The organism is Streptomyces sp. NPDC030893 (assembly GCF_055571535.1).
On sequence record NZ_JBVIFC010000004.1, the window covers coordinates 61,023 to 78,727 of the forward strand.

Genomic DNA, 17,705 nt, shown 5'->3' on the forward strand with positions numbered 1-17,705 from the left:
GGCAGTCGGGCGTTCCCGCGGGGCGGGCCGGCGATCCACGGAGTGTGCGCGCAGCGATGGCGGAGCGTGTCGTATTGGGCCGATCGGGTGACCATGAGTAAGAATTGCCCGATGCAGACAGCCAGCGCGACAGGGGATGGAGCATGCCGGTGAGCAGCCACGATGTCACCGACGAGCAGTGGGAGGGGCTCGCCCAGGTCGTTCCGCTGCGGGGCCGCGACGCATGGCCCTCCGCGGTGGGCCACCGCGCGCTGCCCGAGGCCGAGACGGAGGCGCGGCGCCGCTTCGTCGTGCTGCGGGTGAACGTGTTCGCGGACGCCCGCGACGTCGCCGAGACCCTGATGTCCGGCATACCCGTACTGCTCGACCTGACCAGCGCGGAGCCCGAGGTCGCCAAGCGCGTCCTGGACTTCAGTACGGGCGTCGTTTTCGGCCTGGCCAGCGGAATGCACCGCGTCGACCGCAACGTCTTCCTGCTGACCCCGGCCGGTACGGAGGTCATGGGGCTGATGGAGGGGATGGGCGTTCCGGGCGTCTGAGCGGGCGGGTGGGGTGACGGTGGTACACCTGGACCGTGACCGATCCGTACGACGACGACACCCCGCGCGAGCCCGACCTCACGCGACTCCGGCACCGGCTCGCGGAGTTCGCGGCCGCACGTGACTGGCAGCCGTACCACACCCCGAAGAACCTCGTCGCCGCGCTCAGCGTGGAGGCCTCCGAACTCCTCGAGATCTTCCAGTGGCTGACGCCCGAGGAGTCCGCCCGCGTCATGGACGACCCGGACACCGCGCACCGCGTCACCGACGAGGTCGCCGACGTGCTCGCCTACCTCCTTCAGCTGTGCGAGGTCCTCGGCGTCGATCCGCTGGCCGCGCTGTCCGCGAAGATCGACCGGAACGAGCGCAGGTTTCCGGTCGGGAAGCGGCCTCACGACTAGGGAGCCGCCGACTCCACTATCACTCTCCGTGTCCAAAGGATCGGTCGAGACCGAATTATTGTCCGCAGATTTCGGCCTTCCTCTGGCTTTTTGTCTCACACCCCCTCACTCTGGGTAGTGAACAGGGGAGTGCAACGGATGCGGACGCGTGGGCAGCGCGTCGGACAGACGGGGGCAGCGCATGGACGCTGTGCGGCTCATCGTGACGAGCAGAAGGGCGCTGGCCGCGAGCGGTGGCGTGCCGGAACTGCTGGCCGAGGTGTGGCAGGCGCAGGCCCTGGCACAGGCGATGGGCAGCCGGCTCGCGGTCGTCGGACCACCCGAACTGCGGGGCGAAGCGCTGGTGCTGGCGGAGCTGGCGGGCCGCGGCTGCGGTGTCCTGGACACCCCGGGAGAACCACGCGCGGCGCAGCTCACCGAACTGGGCGAGGCCCGCCAGGCGTTGATGTGCCTCGGCGGACTGCTCGGCGAGGTCGGCATCGCCCTGGTCGGCATCGCCTGTTCCGTGGACGACGAGGCGACGTACTGGCAGTGCATGGAGGCCATCGACGCGGCGGACGAGTCCCGGGACCGCGTCCTGGAGATGCTCCGCAGACTGACCGCCCGAGACGACGCACCCATCCGCGAAGCCGGCTGACCCCCACCACCCGGCCCGGGCCATGCCCGCACCGAGCAGGGCACCCGCACCCGCTCGCTCCGAGTACCGACCCCCCGCCCATGCCCGCACCGTCCACGCCGACGCTCCGGCCATGCCCGCACCGAGCAGGGCACCCGGCCCCGCTCGCTCCGAGTACCGACCCCCCGCCCGTGCCCGGGCCGCGCTCCGACGCACCGTCCGCGCCGACGCTCCGGCCATGCCCGCACCGAGCAGGGCACCCGGCCCCGCTCGCTCCGAGTACCGACCCCCCGCCCGTGCCCGGGCCGCGCCCCGACGCACCGTACGCACCGACACTCCGGCCATGCTCGCACCGGGCACGGGCGCTGCGCGCCCGCCCGCACCGGGCACGGGCGCTGCGCGCCCGCGCCGAACAGGGAGCTCCGGACACGCTAGCTCTGCGTAGCTGGCGCCCCACTCATGCCCGCGCCTGGCATCGACGCGCGGATCCCCCGCACCGGGTACCGGCGCTGTGTCCATGTCCGTACCAGGCACGGGCACTCCGAGCCCGCCCGTGCCGGGCTCCGACGGTCGGCGCGCCCGCACCGAGCAGAGCGCTCCGGACACACGCTCGTTCCGGGTACTGGCGCCCGGCTCATGCCCGGGCCTGGCACCGAAGCCCGGCCCGTGCCGGTGCACGGAACACCCCCGCCGGGCACGGGGCTGTGCCCCGCCCGCGCCGGGCAGTGGCCCTCCGGGCGTGCCCGCGTCGTGCCCCGACGCACCGGTTGTGCCGACGCGCCGGCCATGCCCGCATCGGGCACGGGGCTTCCGTGCCCGTCCGTGCCGGGCAGTGGCGGTCCGGGCGTGCCCGTATGGGCAGGGGGCTCCGGGTGCTGGCGCGCCGCGCCCGACGTACCGGCCGTGCCAAGCGCCGCACCCGCACCGGGCTCCGGCGTTCGGGGCGTGCCCGTATCGGGCGGGGCTCCGTGTCCGTTCGGGGCGGGTGTCGGCGCAGCGGGGTGGGATGCTCCGAGCGTGTCTCGCCGCGCGGCGGCGCCCCGGCCCGGTGGTGTCGGCGGCACCGGGCCCCGGCGTGGCCCGAGCCACGCCGGAGGGGCGGGGGCGGTCGGTCCGTGCGGGAACGTGCAGGATGGGAGGCATGGATCTGCGTATCTTCACCGAGCCCCAGCAGGGGGCCACCTACGACACCTTGCTCACCGTCGCCCGGGCCACCGAGGACCTCGGCTTCGACGCCTTCTTCCGCTCCGACCACTACCTCAGCATGGGTTCCGCCGACGGCCTGCCCGGCCCCACCGACGCCTGGATCACCCTCGCCGGACTCGCCCGCGAGACCAAGCGCATCCGCCTCGGCACCCTGATGACCGCCGGCACCTTCCGCCTCCCCGGCGTGCTCGCCATCCAGGTCGCCCAGGTCGACCAGATGTCCGGCGGCCGCATCGAACTGGGCCTGGGCGCGGGCTGGTTCGAGGAGGAGCACAAGGCGTACGGCATTCCCTTCCCGAAGGAGAAGTTCGCCCGCCTGGAGGAACAGCTGGAGATCGTCACCGGCCTGTGGGCCACCGAGCCCGGCGCGACCTTCGACTACCACGGCACCTACTACGACCTCACCAAGTCCCCCGCGCTCCCCAAGCCCGCCCAGGCCAAGGTGCCGGTGCTCATCGGCGGCCACGGCGCGACCCGCACCCCCCGCCTCGCCGCCCGGTACGCGGACGAGTTCAACATGCCCTTCGCCTCCCTGGAGGACACCGCCCGCCAGTTCGGCCGGGTCCGCGACGCCGCCCGTGCGGCCGGACGCGACCCGGGCGACCTCGTCTACTCCAACGCCCTCGTCGTCTGCGTCGGCAGGGACGACCAGGAGGTCGCCCGCCGCGCCGCCGCGATCGGCCGCGAGGTCGACGAACTCAAGGCCAACGGCCTGGCGGGCTCACCGGCCGAGGTCGTCGACAAGATCGGCCGCTACGCCGAGACCGGCTCCGAGCGCATCTACCTCCAGCTGCTCGACCTGTCCGACCTCGACCACCTGGAGCTGATCTCCTCCCAGGTGCAGTCCCAGCTGTCGTGACGCACGCCCGGTGAGCGGGGCCGCCCCGACCGGGGACGGCCCCGCTCACCGGGCCCCCGAAATTCCCCGCGACCTCGCGACCCCTTCCCTGTACGTTGATCGGACGCACCGGAGTCCCGGTGTGTACCCGCAGCTCAGAAGGTGTTTCGAGGTGTAACCACCGTGTTCCTGACGATCAGTACCACCGGCTCCGCCGAGCGCCCGGCGACCGACCTCGGTTTCCTGCTGCACAAGCATCCCGAGAAGGCGCAGGCGTTCTCCACGTCCTACGGCACGGCCCACGTCCTCTATCCCGAGGCCGATGCCGAGCGCTGCACGGCGGCGCTGCTGCTGGAGGTGGACGCGGTGGCACTGGTCCGGCGCGGCAAGGGCAAGGGCAAGGGCCGCGGCGCACCCGACATCGCCCTCGCGCAGTACGTCAACGACCGCCCGTACGCGGCCTCCTCGCTGCTCGCCGTCGCCCTGAGCGGTGTCTTCTCCAGCGCCATGCGCGGGGTGTGCACCGCCCGCCCGGAGCTTCCGGGACAGCCGCGCCCGTTGCGCGTCGAGATACCCGCGCTGCCCGCCCGCGGCGGCCCGGCGCTCGTGGGCCGGCTCTTCGAACCGCTCGGCTGGACCGTCACCGCCGAACCGGTCCCGCTGGACACCGAGTTCCCGCAGTGGGGCGACTCGCGCTACATCCGCCTTGTCCTGGACGCGGACACGCTCACCCTCGCCGAGTCCCTGCGCCACCTCTACGTCCTGCTTCCGGTCCTCGACGACGCCAAGCACTACTGGGTCTCCTCCGACGAGGTCGACAAGCTGCTGCGGGCCGGCGAGGGCTGGCTGCCCGGGCACCCCGAGCAGAGGCTGATCACCAGCCGCTACCTCTCCCGCCGCTGGTCACTGACCCGGCAGGCCATGGAGCGCCTGGAGCTGGCCCGGCTGGCCGAGGCGGACGACAGCGACGTCGAGGACATCGACAACGCCGTGGAGGCGGAGACCGAGCAGGAGGAGCGGCCGACCCCGCTCGCCGTGCAGCGCCGCGAGGCGATCCTCGCCGCGCTCCGCGCCGCGGGCGCCGCCCGGGTGCTCGACCTCGGCTGCGGCCAGGGCCAGCTGGTGCAACAGCTGCTCAAGGACCCGTCCTTCACCGAGATCACCGGCGTCGACGTGTCGATGCGGGCGCTCACCATCGCCTCCCGGCGGCTGAGACTGGACCGCATGGGGGAGCGGCAGTCCTCGCGCGTGAACCTCTTCCAGGGCTCCCTCGCCTACACCGACAAACGCCTGGGGGGCTACGACGCCGCCGTGCTCAGCGAGGTGATCGAACATCTCGACCTGCCCCGCCTGCCCGCCCTGGAGTACGCGGTGTTCGGCGCCGCCCGCCCCCGCACGGTCCTGGTGACCACCCCGAACGTCGAGTACAACGTGCGCTGGGAGAGCCTCCCGGCCGGCCACGTCCGGCACGGCGACCACCGCTTCGAGTGGACCCGCGGCGAGTTCCGCGCCTGGGCTGAGAAGGTCGCCGAACGGTACGGCTACGGCGTCCGGTTCGTCCCCGTCGGGCCGGACGACCCCGAGGTCGGACCACCCACCCAGATGGCCGTGTTCCAGGCGGAGACCCCGAAGGAGGCGAAGGCCGCATGACCACCACCGACACCACCGGCACCACCGCGGGAGCCCGCGCGCTGCCCGTCACCGACCTGTCCCTCGTCGTGCTGATCGGCGCCTCCGGCTCGGGCAAGTCCACCTTCGCCCGACGTCACTTCAAGCCCACCGAGATCCTCTCCTCCGACTTCTGCCGGGGCCTGGTCGCCGACGACGAGAACGACCAGAGCGCCTCCCGCGACGCCTTCGACGTGCTGCACCACATCGCCGGCAAGCGCCTCGCCGCCGGCCGCCGCACCGTCGTCGACGCCACCAGCGTCCAGCCGGACGCCCGCCGTCAGCTGATCGACCTGGCCAGACGGCACGACGTGCTGCCCATCGCCATCGTCCTCGACGTGCCCGAGCAGGTGTGCGCCGAACGCAACGCGGCCCGCACCGACCGCGCCGACATGCCGCGCCGGGTCATCCAGCGCCACACCCGCGAACTGCGCCGCTCCCTGCGCCACTTGGAGCGCGAGGGCTTCCGCAAGGTGCACGTACTGCGCGGCGTGGAGGAGATCGAGCACGCCACCGTCGTCACCGAGAAGCGGTACAACGACCTCACCCACCTCACCGGCCCCTTCGACATCGTCGGCGACATCCACGGCTGCTCCGCCGAACTGGAGGCGCTGCTCGCCAAGCTGGGGTACGCCGACGGCGTCCACCCCGAGGGCCGCACCGCCGTGTTCGTCGGCGACCTCGTCGACCGGGGCCCGGACAGCCCGGCCGTACTGCGCCGGGTGATGGCCATGGTGCGATCGGGCAACGCCCTGTGCGTACCCGGGAACCACGAGAACAAGTTCGGCCGGTACCTCAAGGGCCGGAACGTCCAGCACACCCACGGACTCGCCGAGACCATCGCCCAGATGGACCAGGAGGGCGACGAGTTCCGCGCCGAGGTGCGGCAGTTCATCGACGGCCTCGTCAGCCACTACGTCCTCGACGGCGGCCGGCTCGTGGTCTGCCACGCCGGACTGCCCGAGAAGTACCACGGCCGCACCTCCGGCCGGGTCCGCAGCCACGCCCTGTACGGCGACACCACCGGCGAGACCGACGAGTTCGGCCTGCCCGTGCGCTACCCGTGGGCCGAGGACTACCGGGGCCGGGCGGCCGTCGTCTACGGGCACACGCCCGTCCCGGAGGCCACCTGGCTCAACAACACCATCTGCCTGGACACCGGAGCCGTCTTCGGCGGCAAGCTCACCGCGCTGCGCTGGCCGGAGCGCGAACTGGTCGACGTACCCGCCGAGCGGGTCTGGTACGAGCCGGCCCGCCCGCTGCGCACCGAGGCCCCCGGCGGGCACGAGGGCCGCCCGCTGGACCTGGCGGACGTGCACGGCCGCCGCGTGGTGGAGACCCGGCACGCCGGCCGGGTCTCCGTCCGCGAGGAGAACGCGGCGGCGGCCCTGGAGGTCATGAGCCGCTTCGCGATCGACCCCCGCCTGCTGCCGTACCTCCCGCCGACCATGGCACCCACCGCCACCTCGCACCTCGACGGCTACCTGGAGCACCCGGCGGAGGCGTTCGCCCAGTACGAGCGGGACGGCGTGGCCCGGGTGGTGTGCGAGGAGAAGCACATGGGTTCGCGCGCGGTCGCCCTGGTCTGCCGCGACGCGCCCGTGGCCGCCCGACGCTTCGGCACCGCAGGCGGCGGGACCGGCTCGCTGTACACCCGTACCGGCCGCCCCTTCTTCGACGACGCGTCCGTCACGGAGGAGATCCTCGGCCGGCTGCGCACCGCCGTCACCGAGGCCGGCCTCTGGGAGGAACTGGACACCGACTGGCTCCTTCTGGACGCCGAACTGATGCCGTGGTCCCTGAAGGCGTCCGGGCTGCTGCGCTCGCAGTACGCGGCGGTCGGCGCCGCCTCCGGCGCGGTCTTCCCGGGCGCCCTGGCCGCACTGGAGGGCGCGGCCGCCCGCGGGGTGGAGGTGCGGGACCTGCTGGACCGCCAGCGTGAACGCGCCGCCGCCGCCTCGGCGTTCACCGACGCCTACCGCCGCTACTGCTGGACCACCGACGGCCTGGACGGCGTGCGCCTCGCGCCGTTCCAGATCCTCGCCGTCCGGGGCCGCAGCCTCGCCGCCCTGCCCCACGACGAGCAACTCGCCCTGATCGACCGCATGGTCGAGCACGACACCACCGGCCTGCTGCGGACCACCCGCCGTCTCCACGTCGACACCACCGACCCCGAGTCGGTACGCGCCGGAGTCGACTGGTGGCTGGAGATGACCGGACGTGGCGGCGAGGGCATGGTCGTCAAACCGGTCGGCGCCCTGGTCCGCGACCCCTCGGGCCGCCTGGTGCAGCCCGGCATCAAGTGCCGGGGCCGCGAGTACCTGCGGATCATCTACGGCCCCGAGTACACCCGCCCGGAGAACCTGGCCCGTCTGCGGGGCCGCTTCCTGAACCACAAGCGCTCCCTCGCGATCCGCGAGTACGCGCTCGGCCTGGAGGCGCTGGACCGACTGGCCGAGGGCGAGCCGTTGTGGCGCGTGCACGAGCCGGTCTTCGCCGTCCTGGCCCTGGAGTCGGAACCGGTCGACCCACGGCTGTGACCGGCCACCACGCCGCACGTGGCACACGAGTCCGGCCGGAAACCACCCTCAGGGGTGACTCCGGCCGGACTTCGCTCCCACGGCACCACCCGTCCCTGGCTAACCGTCAGTTACCGTGCTAACTTCGCAGGCCGGTCAGGCAGATGAACCGACTCATGGGGGAAACGGTCGGTGGAGAGAAGCGAGGTTCTCAGCGGTCCCGGCGCCGGGCTCCCGCGCGCGCAGGCTCTGGAACTGCTGTCCCGGCTCACCGCCGTGCTGTGCGAACTGGGCTGCATGGAGGACGCCCAGGGACGGGTCCAGTTCGCCACCGTGCTCGGCGAGCAGATGGCCCGCACCGTCGACGTACGCGGCGTCCGGCTGCGCGAGGACGTGGTGGCCATGGTGCGCGCCGCGCTGAACGCGGAGGGCGGGGAACGCGTACTGGTGAAGGTGGTCGAACTCTTCGAGGGGCCCGCGCCGGCCGAGGAGCTCGACCGGCTGCTCGCCCCCGCCGCGCCGGCCGGTGCGACCCTTCCCGGCCCGCTCTCCGGCCACGACACCGCCACCGCGCAGGTCCTGCTGGCCGACGCCAAGGGGGAGGTGTCCGCCTCCCGGCTGCGGGAGGGACTCGCCGAGGAACTCAACGGCCTCTACCTGCCCCCCGGGCTCGGACCCGAACAGCTCTTCGCGCACGTCCTGGAATGGAACGCGCAACCGGACGGATTACCGCCCGCGGTGCTCCTGGTCGACACGGCCGCCTCCCTGGCCGCGTCACCCGGTCACCGCGGGACCCTCCTCACCTGGGTCGACGGCTGGGCCCAGCGCTCGGGCCTGACGGCGGCGGTGGCCCAGCGCCGCGCGGCCCGCCGTGAGGCCGCGGCCGACCCCGACACCCCCTGCTGCCTGATCGTCGCCGTGGAACCGGCCCGCGACGGCAGCGGCGAGATCGTCGTCCGTCCCTGGCTGAACGCGGTGCCGGGCCACTGGGACCCGCAGCCCGGGGAACCCGCCACCACCACGCTCGACGGCCTCGGCCCGGCCGTCGAACGCGCCCTGCAACAGGGCGCCCGGCTCTGGTCCGTCCCGGCCGACCCCGACGGGCGCGAGCAGCCCGCCTACGTCGAGTTCGTGCTCCCCTACGACCTCCTCAACCACGACGTCGCGGGGCTGCGCTTCCGCACCGGCCACGGCCGTCCGCTGCCGCTCGGCCTCAAGTACGGCGTGCACCTGCGCAGTCTGGAGCGGATGCGCACCGACGACGTGCTGGTCCGGCGGCAGTGGCGGGAACGCTGGCGCAGCCTGCGCCGCAACGGGGTCACGGTGCACGGGTGGACCGGCGCCGACGCCCAGCGGCTCGACGCGTGGCAGACCGCGCTCGCCGGGGAGTCCGCACGCACCGCCGTGGTCCTCGACGCCCCCGCCGACACGCCCGCCCTGGAAGCGCTGAAGGCCGCCATCGCGGAGGGGATCTCCCTGGCCATATGGGACCGCCGGGGCGCCTTCATCGAGGAGCGGCGCGAGGTCGTGACCGCCGTCTTCGCCTCCGTCCCGATCGCCGCCCAGATCCCCGTGGCCATCCACCGGCTGCGCAAGAAGGCCGTCGACCCCGCCCAGAGCCCGGACCTGCTGGGCCGTCACATCGCCTTCTTCTGGGACGACCCGACACGGGTGGTCGACATCCACAACGACGACGGCGATCTCGCCAACGAGGAGGCATCGGCATGACCGCGCAGGAGGAGCAGACCGCCCCGGACGACTGGCGGATCTTCCACGCCACCGGACAGGTCCCGGCCTCCGCCGTCGAGTTGCCCGAGCCCCCGCCCTGGCGGCGGTTCGGCGGAGCCCCGCTCCAGCCCGCCCCGCCCGACGACCGCGAGGCCGCGCTGCGCCGGCTCGGCCCCGGCGAGGTCACGGCGCAGCTCGGCCCCGAGGAGATCGACACGGTCAACGCCGCGCTGCTGCTGCGCCGGCCGCTGCTGATCAGCGGACCGCCCGGCATCGGCAAGTCCACCCTCGCCTACGTGATCGCACGGGAACTGGGACTCGGCCGGGTCCTGGAGTGGAACATCGTCAGCCGCACGGCCCTGCGCGACGGCCTCTACGTCCACGACGCGATGGGACGCGCCCAGGCCATCGCCGCCTGGCAGGCGGGGCTGCGGGACGCCCCGGCGTCCGGCACCACGGCCCCCGACGGCGAGACGGCCGAGCAACTGACGCCCCGTCATGTTCCGCCGCTGCTCGGGGATTTCATCACCCTGGGGCCACTGGGAACCGCTCTGCTGCCCTACGATCGTCCCCGGGTGCTCCTCGTCGACGAACTCGACAAGAGCGACATCGACCTGCCGAACGACCTGTTGCACGTCCTGGAGAACGGAAGCTATGACGTCCCGGAGCTGGTCCGAGACGCCGCCGACACCGCGAGCGTCCACACCAGCGACCCCGGAGTCCGCGCCGAGCTGCGGCAAGGACGGGTCGAATGCCGGGAGTTCCCCGTCGTGGTGATCACCAGCAACGGAGAACGCGAGTTCCCGGCCGCGTTCCGCAGGCGCTGTCTGCCCCTGGAACTCGGCGTGCCCACCCGCGACCAGCTGCTCGCCATGGTGAGCCGGCACCTCGGAGAGCGCTCACGGGACAGCGAGGACCTGGTCGACCTCTTCCTCCAGCGCGTCCAGGCCGGCGGCACCCACTCCCTCGACCAGTTACTCAACGCTGTCCAGATCACTACCATGGGTGGTTTCCAGGCCGACGGGAACGGGCGTAAGCTCGTGGAAATGCTCCTCCGCGACCTCGCGAAGGGCCGCTGAATGGACAACGGCTTTCCCAGGGAGCGCGCATCCGGACCCGGCGACGGCGGACCTGAATCGGGGTCGTCGCCCGCTTCGGCGTGCTCCGAGTCCGTCGAGTACGCGAGTGAGGTACCCGAGCCGGTCGCCGCTGCCCCGCACCGGAAAGCCCCGAGCCACGACCGGCCGTCGCCGCCCCCGTACGACGAGGCCCAGGACCCGCCGCGCTGGCAGGAGATCGCCGACGCGGTGTGGCTCGCCGCGCACTTCAGCCGCCACGGCGGCCCCGGCGGCGTCGGCCGGGACACCGCCCCGGACCGGTCCGCCGGCCACCCGACCGCGCCCGCCGCCGACCCCCGGGAAGCCGGCGGGGCCGGCCTGCCGGAGGACGGAACGGGCACCGAGGCGTCCCCGGAAGGTGTGGATTCGGCCGACTTCCCGGCCGGCTCCGGCCTCCCCGGGAGCATCCCGCCGCTCCCGGACGGCCCGTCCGGGGCCACTCCCCGGGCCGGGGCCGCCCGGACCGGACCCGATCCGGCCGGCGACCGCCTGTTACCCCACCCCGAGGGCACCGCCACGCTCCACGCCGGCGGGCCGCTGCTGCCCGACGCCAACCTGCCGCAGCACGGGCCCGGCCGCCGCACCGCGATGCTCGCCCGCGCCCTGCACCAGCTCGCCCGCCGCGTCCCCTCCCGCGACAGCCTGGAGCTGGACGAGGAGACCACCGCCGAGCAAGGGGTCACCGCCGGCCTGTGGATGCCGTTCTTCCGCTCGGTCCCCACCACCGCCTTCGACCTGGTGCTGCTCACCGACGAAGCACCCACGATGCGGATCTGGGAGGAGACGGTCGCCTCACTCGCCGAGGCCGCCGAACACAGCGGCGCCTTCCGCGGCGTGCGCGTCCTGCGGCTCACCCTCCCGCGGACCGGCAGCGCCGTCCTGCGCTGGGCCGGCGGCGCCGGCCTCACGGACCCGGCCGAACTCCTCGACGGGCAGGGCGGCCGCGTCTTCCTCGTCGTCACCGACGGTCTCGCCCACGGCTGGGCCGCCCCCGCCGCGGACACCCTGCTGAGCCGGCTCGCCCGTTCCGGCCCCACCGCGCTGGTCCACCTGCTCCCGCCCCACCTGCGCCACCGCACCACGCTCTACCCCCACCCGGCGGTCCTGGAGGCCGGCGGCTTCGGCATGCCCAACGACTGCCTCGGCCACTGGGCGCCGCCCGGCGGCCCCGACCCCCTGCGCCCGCTGCCCGAGGCCGCCGACGACTCCCTGCCCGTCCCCGTGCTCTCCCTGAAGCCCGGCTCCGTCGGCGCCTGGGCCGACCTCGTCACCGGCGAGCGCGGAGTCCGCCGCTCCCTGCCCGTCGTCCTCGCCGGCACCCTCACCAAGGGAGCGCCCGCCCCCGGTCTGCGCGCCCCGCGCTTCCCGCGCGCCGCGGCCGCCGCCGTACGCCGCTTCTTCACCCTCGCCACGCCCGCCGCCCGCCGGCTCGCCACCCAGCTGGCCGCCATCCCGTTCGAGTTCGACCTGGTGGAACAACTCCGGCGCCGGGTCATGCCGGAGACCGGCCCCGACCACCTCGCCGAGATCCTCATGGGCGGACTGATCGACTGGAACAGCGGCGGCGAGGGCCGCCCCGAGTTCGCCGACGGCGTGCGCGAGGCGCTGCTCGCCACCACCACCCGGTCCCAACTCGCCCGCACCGTCAGCGTGGTGGGGGACCTGCCGGCCGCCGGTGAACGGGGGGTGGCGCTGCGCGCCGCGCTGCGTGACCCGGCCGGCACCGTGCTGCCCGACCCGGCCGAGAGCGGCTGGCTGCGCAGCGAACTCGCCGTGATGCGTGCCCTGTCGGGTCCCTACTCCGAAAGGGCGCACCGCATCCAGCCCGACGTCTCCAGGTTCCTGCCGGATACCCCCGAACGGATGGACGTCGGCGTGTCCGGGGTGCCGCCCGGTGGGGTGAACCACCCGGACGGGGGCGACTTCCGCGACGATCAGGACGGGATGACTCCAGTGTCGGACGATCCGGACCACACGGGAGACCCCATGTCGAGCCTGGTGACCGAGATCCAACACGAAGCCCCGGAGGCTGAACCGCTCATGCAGAGCACCACGACCGCGACGCCGGCCCTCATGGTGAACGTTCCCCTCAGGAACACCTCGTTCGTCGGCCGTCAGGCGCTGCTCAGGGCCGTGGAGGAGCAGCTCGGGGCCCAGGACACCGCGGCGGTCCTGCCGCACGCCCTGCACGGCCTCGGCGGCGTCGGCAAGTCCCAGCTGGCCCTGGAGTACATCTACACCCACCAGCACGACCACAAGGTGGTCTGCTGGATCCCGGCAGAGCGCGACAGCCTCATCCTCGCTGCGCTGACCACGCTGGCGACCCGGCTGGGCGTCGCCCCGGCCGGGCAGGACAGCTCCGGCAGCTCCACCGCCAACACGGCCGTGCCCGCCGTCCTGGAGGCACTGCGCGTCGGCAAGCCGTACGACAACTGGCTGCTGGTCTTCGACAACGCCGAGGACGTCGAGGCGGTCCGCCAGTACTTCCCGACCAACGGGCCCGGCAAGGTCATCGTCACCTCCCGGAACCGGGCCTGGGAACGGGTGGCCACCCCGCTCCCGGTGAGCGTGTTCGAACGCGCGGAGTCCATCGAGCTGCTCCAGAAGCGCTCGCCCGACCTCTCGCACGAAGACGCCGACCGGCTCGCGGAGGCCCTCGGCGACCTGCCGCTCGCCGTGGAGCAGGCCGGCGCCTGGCGCGCGGTCACCGGGATGCTCGTCGACGACTACCTCGAGCTGCTGGCGCAGCGCCGCCCGGAGATCCTGGAACTGGACCCGGCCCCCGACTACCCCGTCTCCGTCGCCGCCGCCTGGGACATCTCACTGGAACGCATCCGGGAGAACAACCCCGGCGCCCGCCAACTCCTCGACATCTGCGCCAGCATGGCGCCCGAGCCCATCCCGCGGTCCATGCTGCGCAGCAGCCGGGGCATCAACATCACACCCGAGATCGACCCGCTGCTGCGCGAGTCGATCCGGCTCAACCGCGCCGTGCGCGACCTCAGCCAGTTCTCCCTGGTGAAGGTGGACCCGCGGGCCGACACCCTGCAGATGCACCGCCTGCTCCAGACGGTGCTCCTCGCCAAGCTGTCCCCGCCGGACCGTGAGCGGATGCGGGACGCCGCCCACCAGCTGCTGTCCGCGGCCAAGCCCGGACCCTACGGCTCGTCGTCGGAATGGCCCCGCTACCAGAAGCTGCTGCCGCACCTCCTGTCCTCCGAGGCGGTGGCCAGCACCGACACCTATGTGCGCGACCTGGTCTTCGACACCGTGCAGTTCCTCTACTACTGGGGCGACCACGAGGGAGCCGCCCGGCTCGGCCGGCAGGCGTGGAACGCCTGGCTGGCGGCCTCGGGGGAGGAGGACGCGGACGTCATCCGCATGGCGAAGAGCTTCTCGTTCATGCTGCGCCAGATCGGCCAGATCCCGGAGTCCATCCCCCTCACCGAGAAGGCCCTGGAGGTCTCCCGGCGCGTCCAGGTCGACTCCGAGGAGCTCATCGAGTCCCTGTGCAGCCTGGCCGACGCCCGCCGCTACCAGGGCCGCTTCGCGGAGGCACGGGACCTCGGGCAGGAGGCCACCGAGCAGGCCCGGTCGCTGTTCGGGCCGGACGACCCGGCGACCCTGCGGGCCACCCACAGCTGGGGCGTCGACCTCCGGCTGTGCGGGCAGTTCCGGGAGGCCCTGGAGCTGGATGGGGAGAACGCCCGCCAGCGCGAGACGATGTTCGGGCCGGCCAGCTACTTCACCCTCAACAGCCTCAACGGTCTCGCCATCGACATGCGGGAGAGCGGTGACTACCCCGGCGCGCGGGACTTCCAGGAGGACGTCTACCGGCGGGCGCGCGCCGCGATGGGCGAGGAGCACCCGCTCACCCTGCGCGTGGCACGCAACCTCGCGGTCTGCCGGCGCCGGGACGGCGACCTCGGCGACGCGGCCAAGCTCTCCGCGGAGACCCTGCGCCGCTTCGTGGCCCGGTACGGGACCCGGCACGCCGACTCGCTCGCCACGGCGATCAACTACAGCGTCGACCAGCGGCTCACCGGAGACCTCGAACAATCCCGCGAACTGGGCGAGGAGACCGCCCGCAGCTATGCCTCGCTGCTCGGTGAGGACCACGCCTACACCCTGCTGACCAAGACGAACCTGGCGGCCACGCTGCGCGCGCTCGGCACACTGGACAAGGCGCGCGAGGTCGAGGACGACGCGGCCCGCCGGCTCTCCGCCACCCTGGGCGAACACCACGTACTCACCCTCACGGCGGCCATCGGCCGGGCCAACACGGCCTACGCGCAACTGGACTTCGACCGGGCCCACGCGATCGACGAGGCCAACCTGCCGCTGCTCGCCGAGGTCGCCGGTGAGGACCACCCGCTGACGCTCGCCTGCACCGCCAACCTCGCCCTCGACCTGCGCGGACTGAGCCGCGGACCGGAGGCGGACGAGGCGCAGCGCAGGGCGGTGGACGGGTTCGGCCGCGTCGTGCGCGGCGGTCACCCCTGGCTCGCCGCCGCCCAGTACAAGCGGCGGATCGAGACCGACATCGCACCGATGCCGCTGTGAACGCGGGCCGGCCGGCGCGGCGCGACATGCCGCTCCGGCCGGCCGGGAACCGCGGGGCTCAGCCCGGATCCGTCATCCGGGCAGGCGGCGACTCCTCCCGTGCCCCCTCCGGTGCGCGAGGAGCTTCCACGGGGCCCCGGAGCGGCTCCCGCCCGGCGGAGCGGCGGATCAGCCCCAGCAGCGGCTGGGTCAGCAGGGTGGTGGCGAGGGCCATGAACACCAGGACCGTGTAGAGCGGAACGCTCAGCAGCCCGGCCCGCAGGCCCGCGTCCAGGGCGATGAGTTCGGTGAGGCCGCGGGCGCTCAGCAGGACGCCCACGGTGCGCGCGTCGTCGCGGTCGAGGCCGCCGAGCCGGGCCGTCACCGTCCCGCTGCCGATCTTGGTGACCAGCGCGAGGACCGTCACCACCACGACGGCCACCCATCCCGTGGCGTCCATACCGGTCACGACGACGGAGCGGCCCGAGACGACGAAGAAGAACGGCAGCAGCAGCGAGCCGACGTCGTGCAGCGGACGCACCAGATCGGGGTCGAGCGTGCCGCCGGGCTCCCGGGGCGTCACCACACCCGCCAGCAGGGCGCCGAAGATGACGTGCAGCCCGAGGGAGTGCGTCACCCAGGCCGAGCCGAGGGCGAAGCCGATCAGCAGCGCCAGACGCGCCGACGGATCCATGTGGGTCCGCCACAGCAGCCGGCGCAGCAGCGGACGGGCCGCGACCAGCATGAGGGCGACGAAGCCGGCCGCGAGCACGGCACGCCACGGCAGGGCGAGCGTGTGCTCCGCGCCGTCCTCCATCATCGTGCCGGCCAGCACCGTCCAGCAGACGACGTCGAGGAGCCCGGCCGCCGAGACCGCCACCACCCCGGGCACCGTGGAGGCGAGGCCGTTCTCCCGCACGATGGCCGTCAGGACCGGAACCGCCGTTATCGACAGGGCGATTCCGGCGAACAGGACCATGGACGGCGTGAGGTCGCGCGGCATGCCGAGGGAGCGCAACTGGTCCCGGAACAGCAGAGCGCCGCCGCTGCCCACCGCCATCGGTACCAGGAACGAGGCCAGGGCCACGGCCACCGCCGTCCGGGCCCGCCCGCCGAGCAGGCGCAGATCCAGTTCGTAGCCCACCGCGAACAGGAACACCACCAGGGCGAACTGGGCGAACCCGGTCAGCATGGGGTCGATCCCGTCGGGGAACAGCGCCGCGTAGGCGCCGGGCGCGGCACTGCCGAGGAGCGAGGGGCCGAGCGCCATGCCGGCCGCCAGCTGGCCGATGATGTACGGCTGCCCGAGCCGCCGGGCCAGCCGGCCCGCCGCGTGGGCGGCCACCAGGATCAGGGCCGAGGCGGCCACGAAGTGCGCGATCAGCGCGTCAGGGCTCATGCATCCCCCTCCGGTCCGGCCGTCCGGTGCCGTGCGGCCGCAGACGGCCCTCACCCACATGTGTGAGGTCAATTCCTTGAGATTAGCGACGGCTTGACGGTTCGTCGGCTGTCGCCGCACCCGGATGGGCGGAGCGCCCGGCGGCACCGGAGGTCCTGATCGGGGCGGGCCGCGGAGGGCGCCGGCGCGGTGTGCGCCCGTGCCGTGTCACGCCTCGCCGCCGATGCGACCGTGCGCCGAATGTGCGCCCGCGCGCGGCCGGCGGCCCGGCGCGGGCTTCTTCGGCACCGGCGGCGACACGCCGTGCCGCGCGGCCGGCGATGCGGAGGGACGGTTTCCGGCCGTCCCGGCGTGTCCCGTGGCCCTCAGGGGACCGGGCCGTCCTCTGCCGTCACCCCGGATCGGGGCCGGCCGCCGCGAGGCCGCGGCGATCGCGCGGCCCGGCGCGCGGTGCCACCGTCCGCCGAACCCCCGGAGCGCGACCGGCAGGCAGGGGAACCCGCTGATGGCGGGCCCGGCGCACCGTGCACGCCGGCGGCGGCGTCGCCTCCCGTGCCCCGCGGACCCGTCCCGTCGCACCGGGGCCGGCACAGGGGCCACCCCTCCTCCCACCGGTCCCGTCCCGCATCGTCCCGTCCCCTGCCGGGAACGGCCCGGCACGGGGTGCCGGTCGGTGCGGGAGGTATTCGGTCGGCCGAACTCCGGGACGGAACAAGGGAGTTCGGGGGTTCGACAGCCCGCCCGCATGGAGAACGATGATCGGGTGGCGTGATCGTATGGTTTTCGACGGGGGAATGAATGGCCATGATGGATGAAGACACGGGGCATCGCGTGCCGCCGTGCGAGAAGGGGGACGCACCTTGCATGAGACGCCCGTGCGGCGCAAGGCCGAAGCAGCCGCCCGAGAGCCGGCCCTCGCGGCGGGAGCTCCCGTGCGGGAGTCGGACCTGCCGGATCTCGCGACGCTGCCGCTGACCGCCGTGGACGGACTGGCGCCCCTCCGTCCCGGCACCCGTCTCCTCACCGAGGTCCTGCGGTCCCGCGGCGGGATCCGGGGCGGCGGCGAGGACAAAGGCGGGGCCCGGGCCGAGTAGACCCGCCGCCCGAGGGAGCGCCCCGCCGGGCTCCCCC

The 17,705-nt window shown here is 73.6% G+C and carries 11 protein-coding genes; 10 read left to right on the forward strand and 1 reads right to left on the reverse strand.

Going from position 1 to position 17,705, the window contains the following annotated elements; all coding sequences use genetic code 11:
* Nucleotides 1–143 precede the first annotated feature (143 nt).
* From ACZ434_RS10255 to fxsT, 9 genes are all read left to right on the forward strand, one after another.
* Nucleotides 144–539, forward strand: coding sequence for a cell division protein SepF (locus tag ACZ434_RS10255; RefSeq protein ID WP_468453812.1), 396 nt, complete (start codon nucleotides 144–146; stop codon nucleotides 537–539).
* A gap of 35 nt (nucleotides 540–574) precedes the next feature.
* Nucleotides 575–940 (forward strand): nucleotide pyrophosphohydrolase, encoded by a 366-nt coding sequence (locus ACZ434_RS10260; RefSeq protein WP_468453814.1) that lies wholly within the window; start codon nucleotides 575–577, stop codon nucleotides 938–940.
* Nucleotides 941–1,121: 181 nt separating this feature from the next.
* Nucleotides 1,122–1,577: a DUF6099 family protein gene (locus tag ACZ434_RS10265; RefSeq protein ID WP_468453816.1), complete on the forward strand. Its 456-nt coding sequence runs from the start codon at nucleotides 1,122–1,124 to the stop codon at nucleotides 1,575–1,577.
* Between the two features lie 1,120 nt (nucleotides 1,578–2,697).
* Nucleotides 2,698–3,621, forward strand: coding sequence for an LLM class F420-dependent oxidoreductase (locus ACZ434_RS10270; protein WP_468453818.1), 924 nt, complete (start codon nucleotides 2,698–2,700; stop codon nucleotides 3,619–3,621).
* A gap of 162 nt (nucleotides 3,622–3,783) precedes the next feature.
* The gene (locus ACZ434_RS10275) at nucleotides 3,784–5,250 is read left to right on the forward strand and encodes a 3' terminal RNA ribose 2'-O-methyltransferase Hen1 (protein ID WP_468453820.1); all 1,467 of its coding nucleotides are present in this window, start codon (nucleotides 3,784–3,786) and stop codon (nucleotides 5,248–5,250) included.
* Nucleotides 5,247–7,808 carry a polynucleotide kinase-phosphatase gene (locus ACZ434_RS10280; RefSeq protein WP_468453822.1) on the forward strand — a complete coding sequence of 854 codons (2,562 nt, stop codon included), beginning with the start codon at nucleotides 5,247–5,249 and terminating at the stop codon, nucleotides 7,806–7,808. Before ACZ434_RS10275 ends, ACZ434_RS10280 begins: the two co-directional genes overlap by 4 nt.
* A gap of 171 nt (nucleotides 7,809–7,979) precedes the next feature.
* On the forward strand, nucleotides 7,980–9,515 hold the full coding sequence (locus ACZ434_RS10285) for a VMAP-C domain-containing protein (protein ID WP_468453824.1): 1,536 nt from the start codon (nucleotides 7,980–7,982) through the stop codon (nucleotides 9,513–9,515).
* Nucleotides 9,512–10,594 carry an AAA family ATPase gene (locus tag ACZ434_RS10290; protein WP_468453826.1) on the forward strand — a complete coding sequence of 361 codons (1,083 nt, stop codon included), beginning with the start codon at nucleotides 9,512–9,514 and terminating at the stop codon, nucleotides 10,592–10,594. The genes ACZ434_RS10285 and ACZ434_RS10290 overlap by 4 nt, the downstream gene beginning before the upstream one ends.
* On the forward strand, nucleotides 10,595–15,196 hold the full coding sequence (fxsT, locus tag ACZ434_RS10295) for an FxSxx-COOH system tetratricopeptide repeat protein (protein ID WP_468453828.1): 4,602 nt from the start codon (nucleotides 10,595–10,597) through the stop codon (nucleotides 15,194–15,196).
* Nucleotides 15,197–15,254: 58 nt separating this feature from the next.
* Here fxsT and ACZ434_RS10300 read toward each other — a convergent pair whose 3' ends face one another.
* Entirely contained in the window at nucleotides 15,255–16,574 is a 1,320-nt protein-coding gene (locus ACZ434_RS10300; protein ID WP_468453830.1) for a cation:proton antiporter, read from the reverse strand.
* A gap of 860 nt (nucleotides 16,575–17,434) precedes the next feature.
* On the opposite strand from ACZ434_RS10300, the gene ACZ434_RS10305 reads away from it, so the two are divergent.
* Nucleotides 17,435–17,668, forward strand: a complete 234-nt coding sequence (locus ACZ434_RS10305) for a hypothetical protein (protein WP_468453832.1) — start codon at nucleotides 17,435–17,437, stop codon at nucleotides 17,666–17,668.
* Nucleotides 17,669–17,705: the final 37 nt, after the last annotated feature.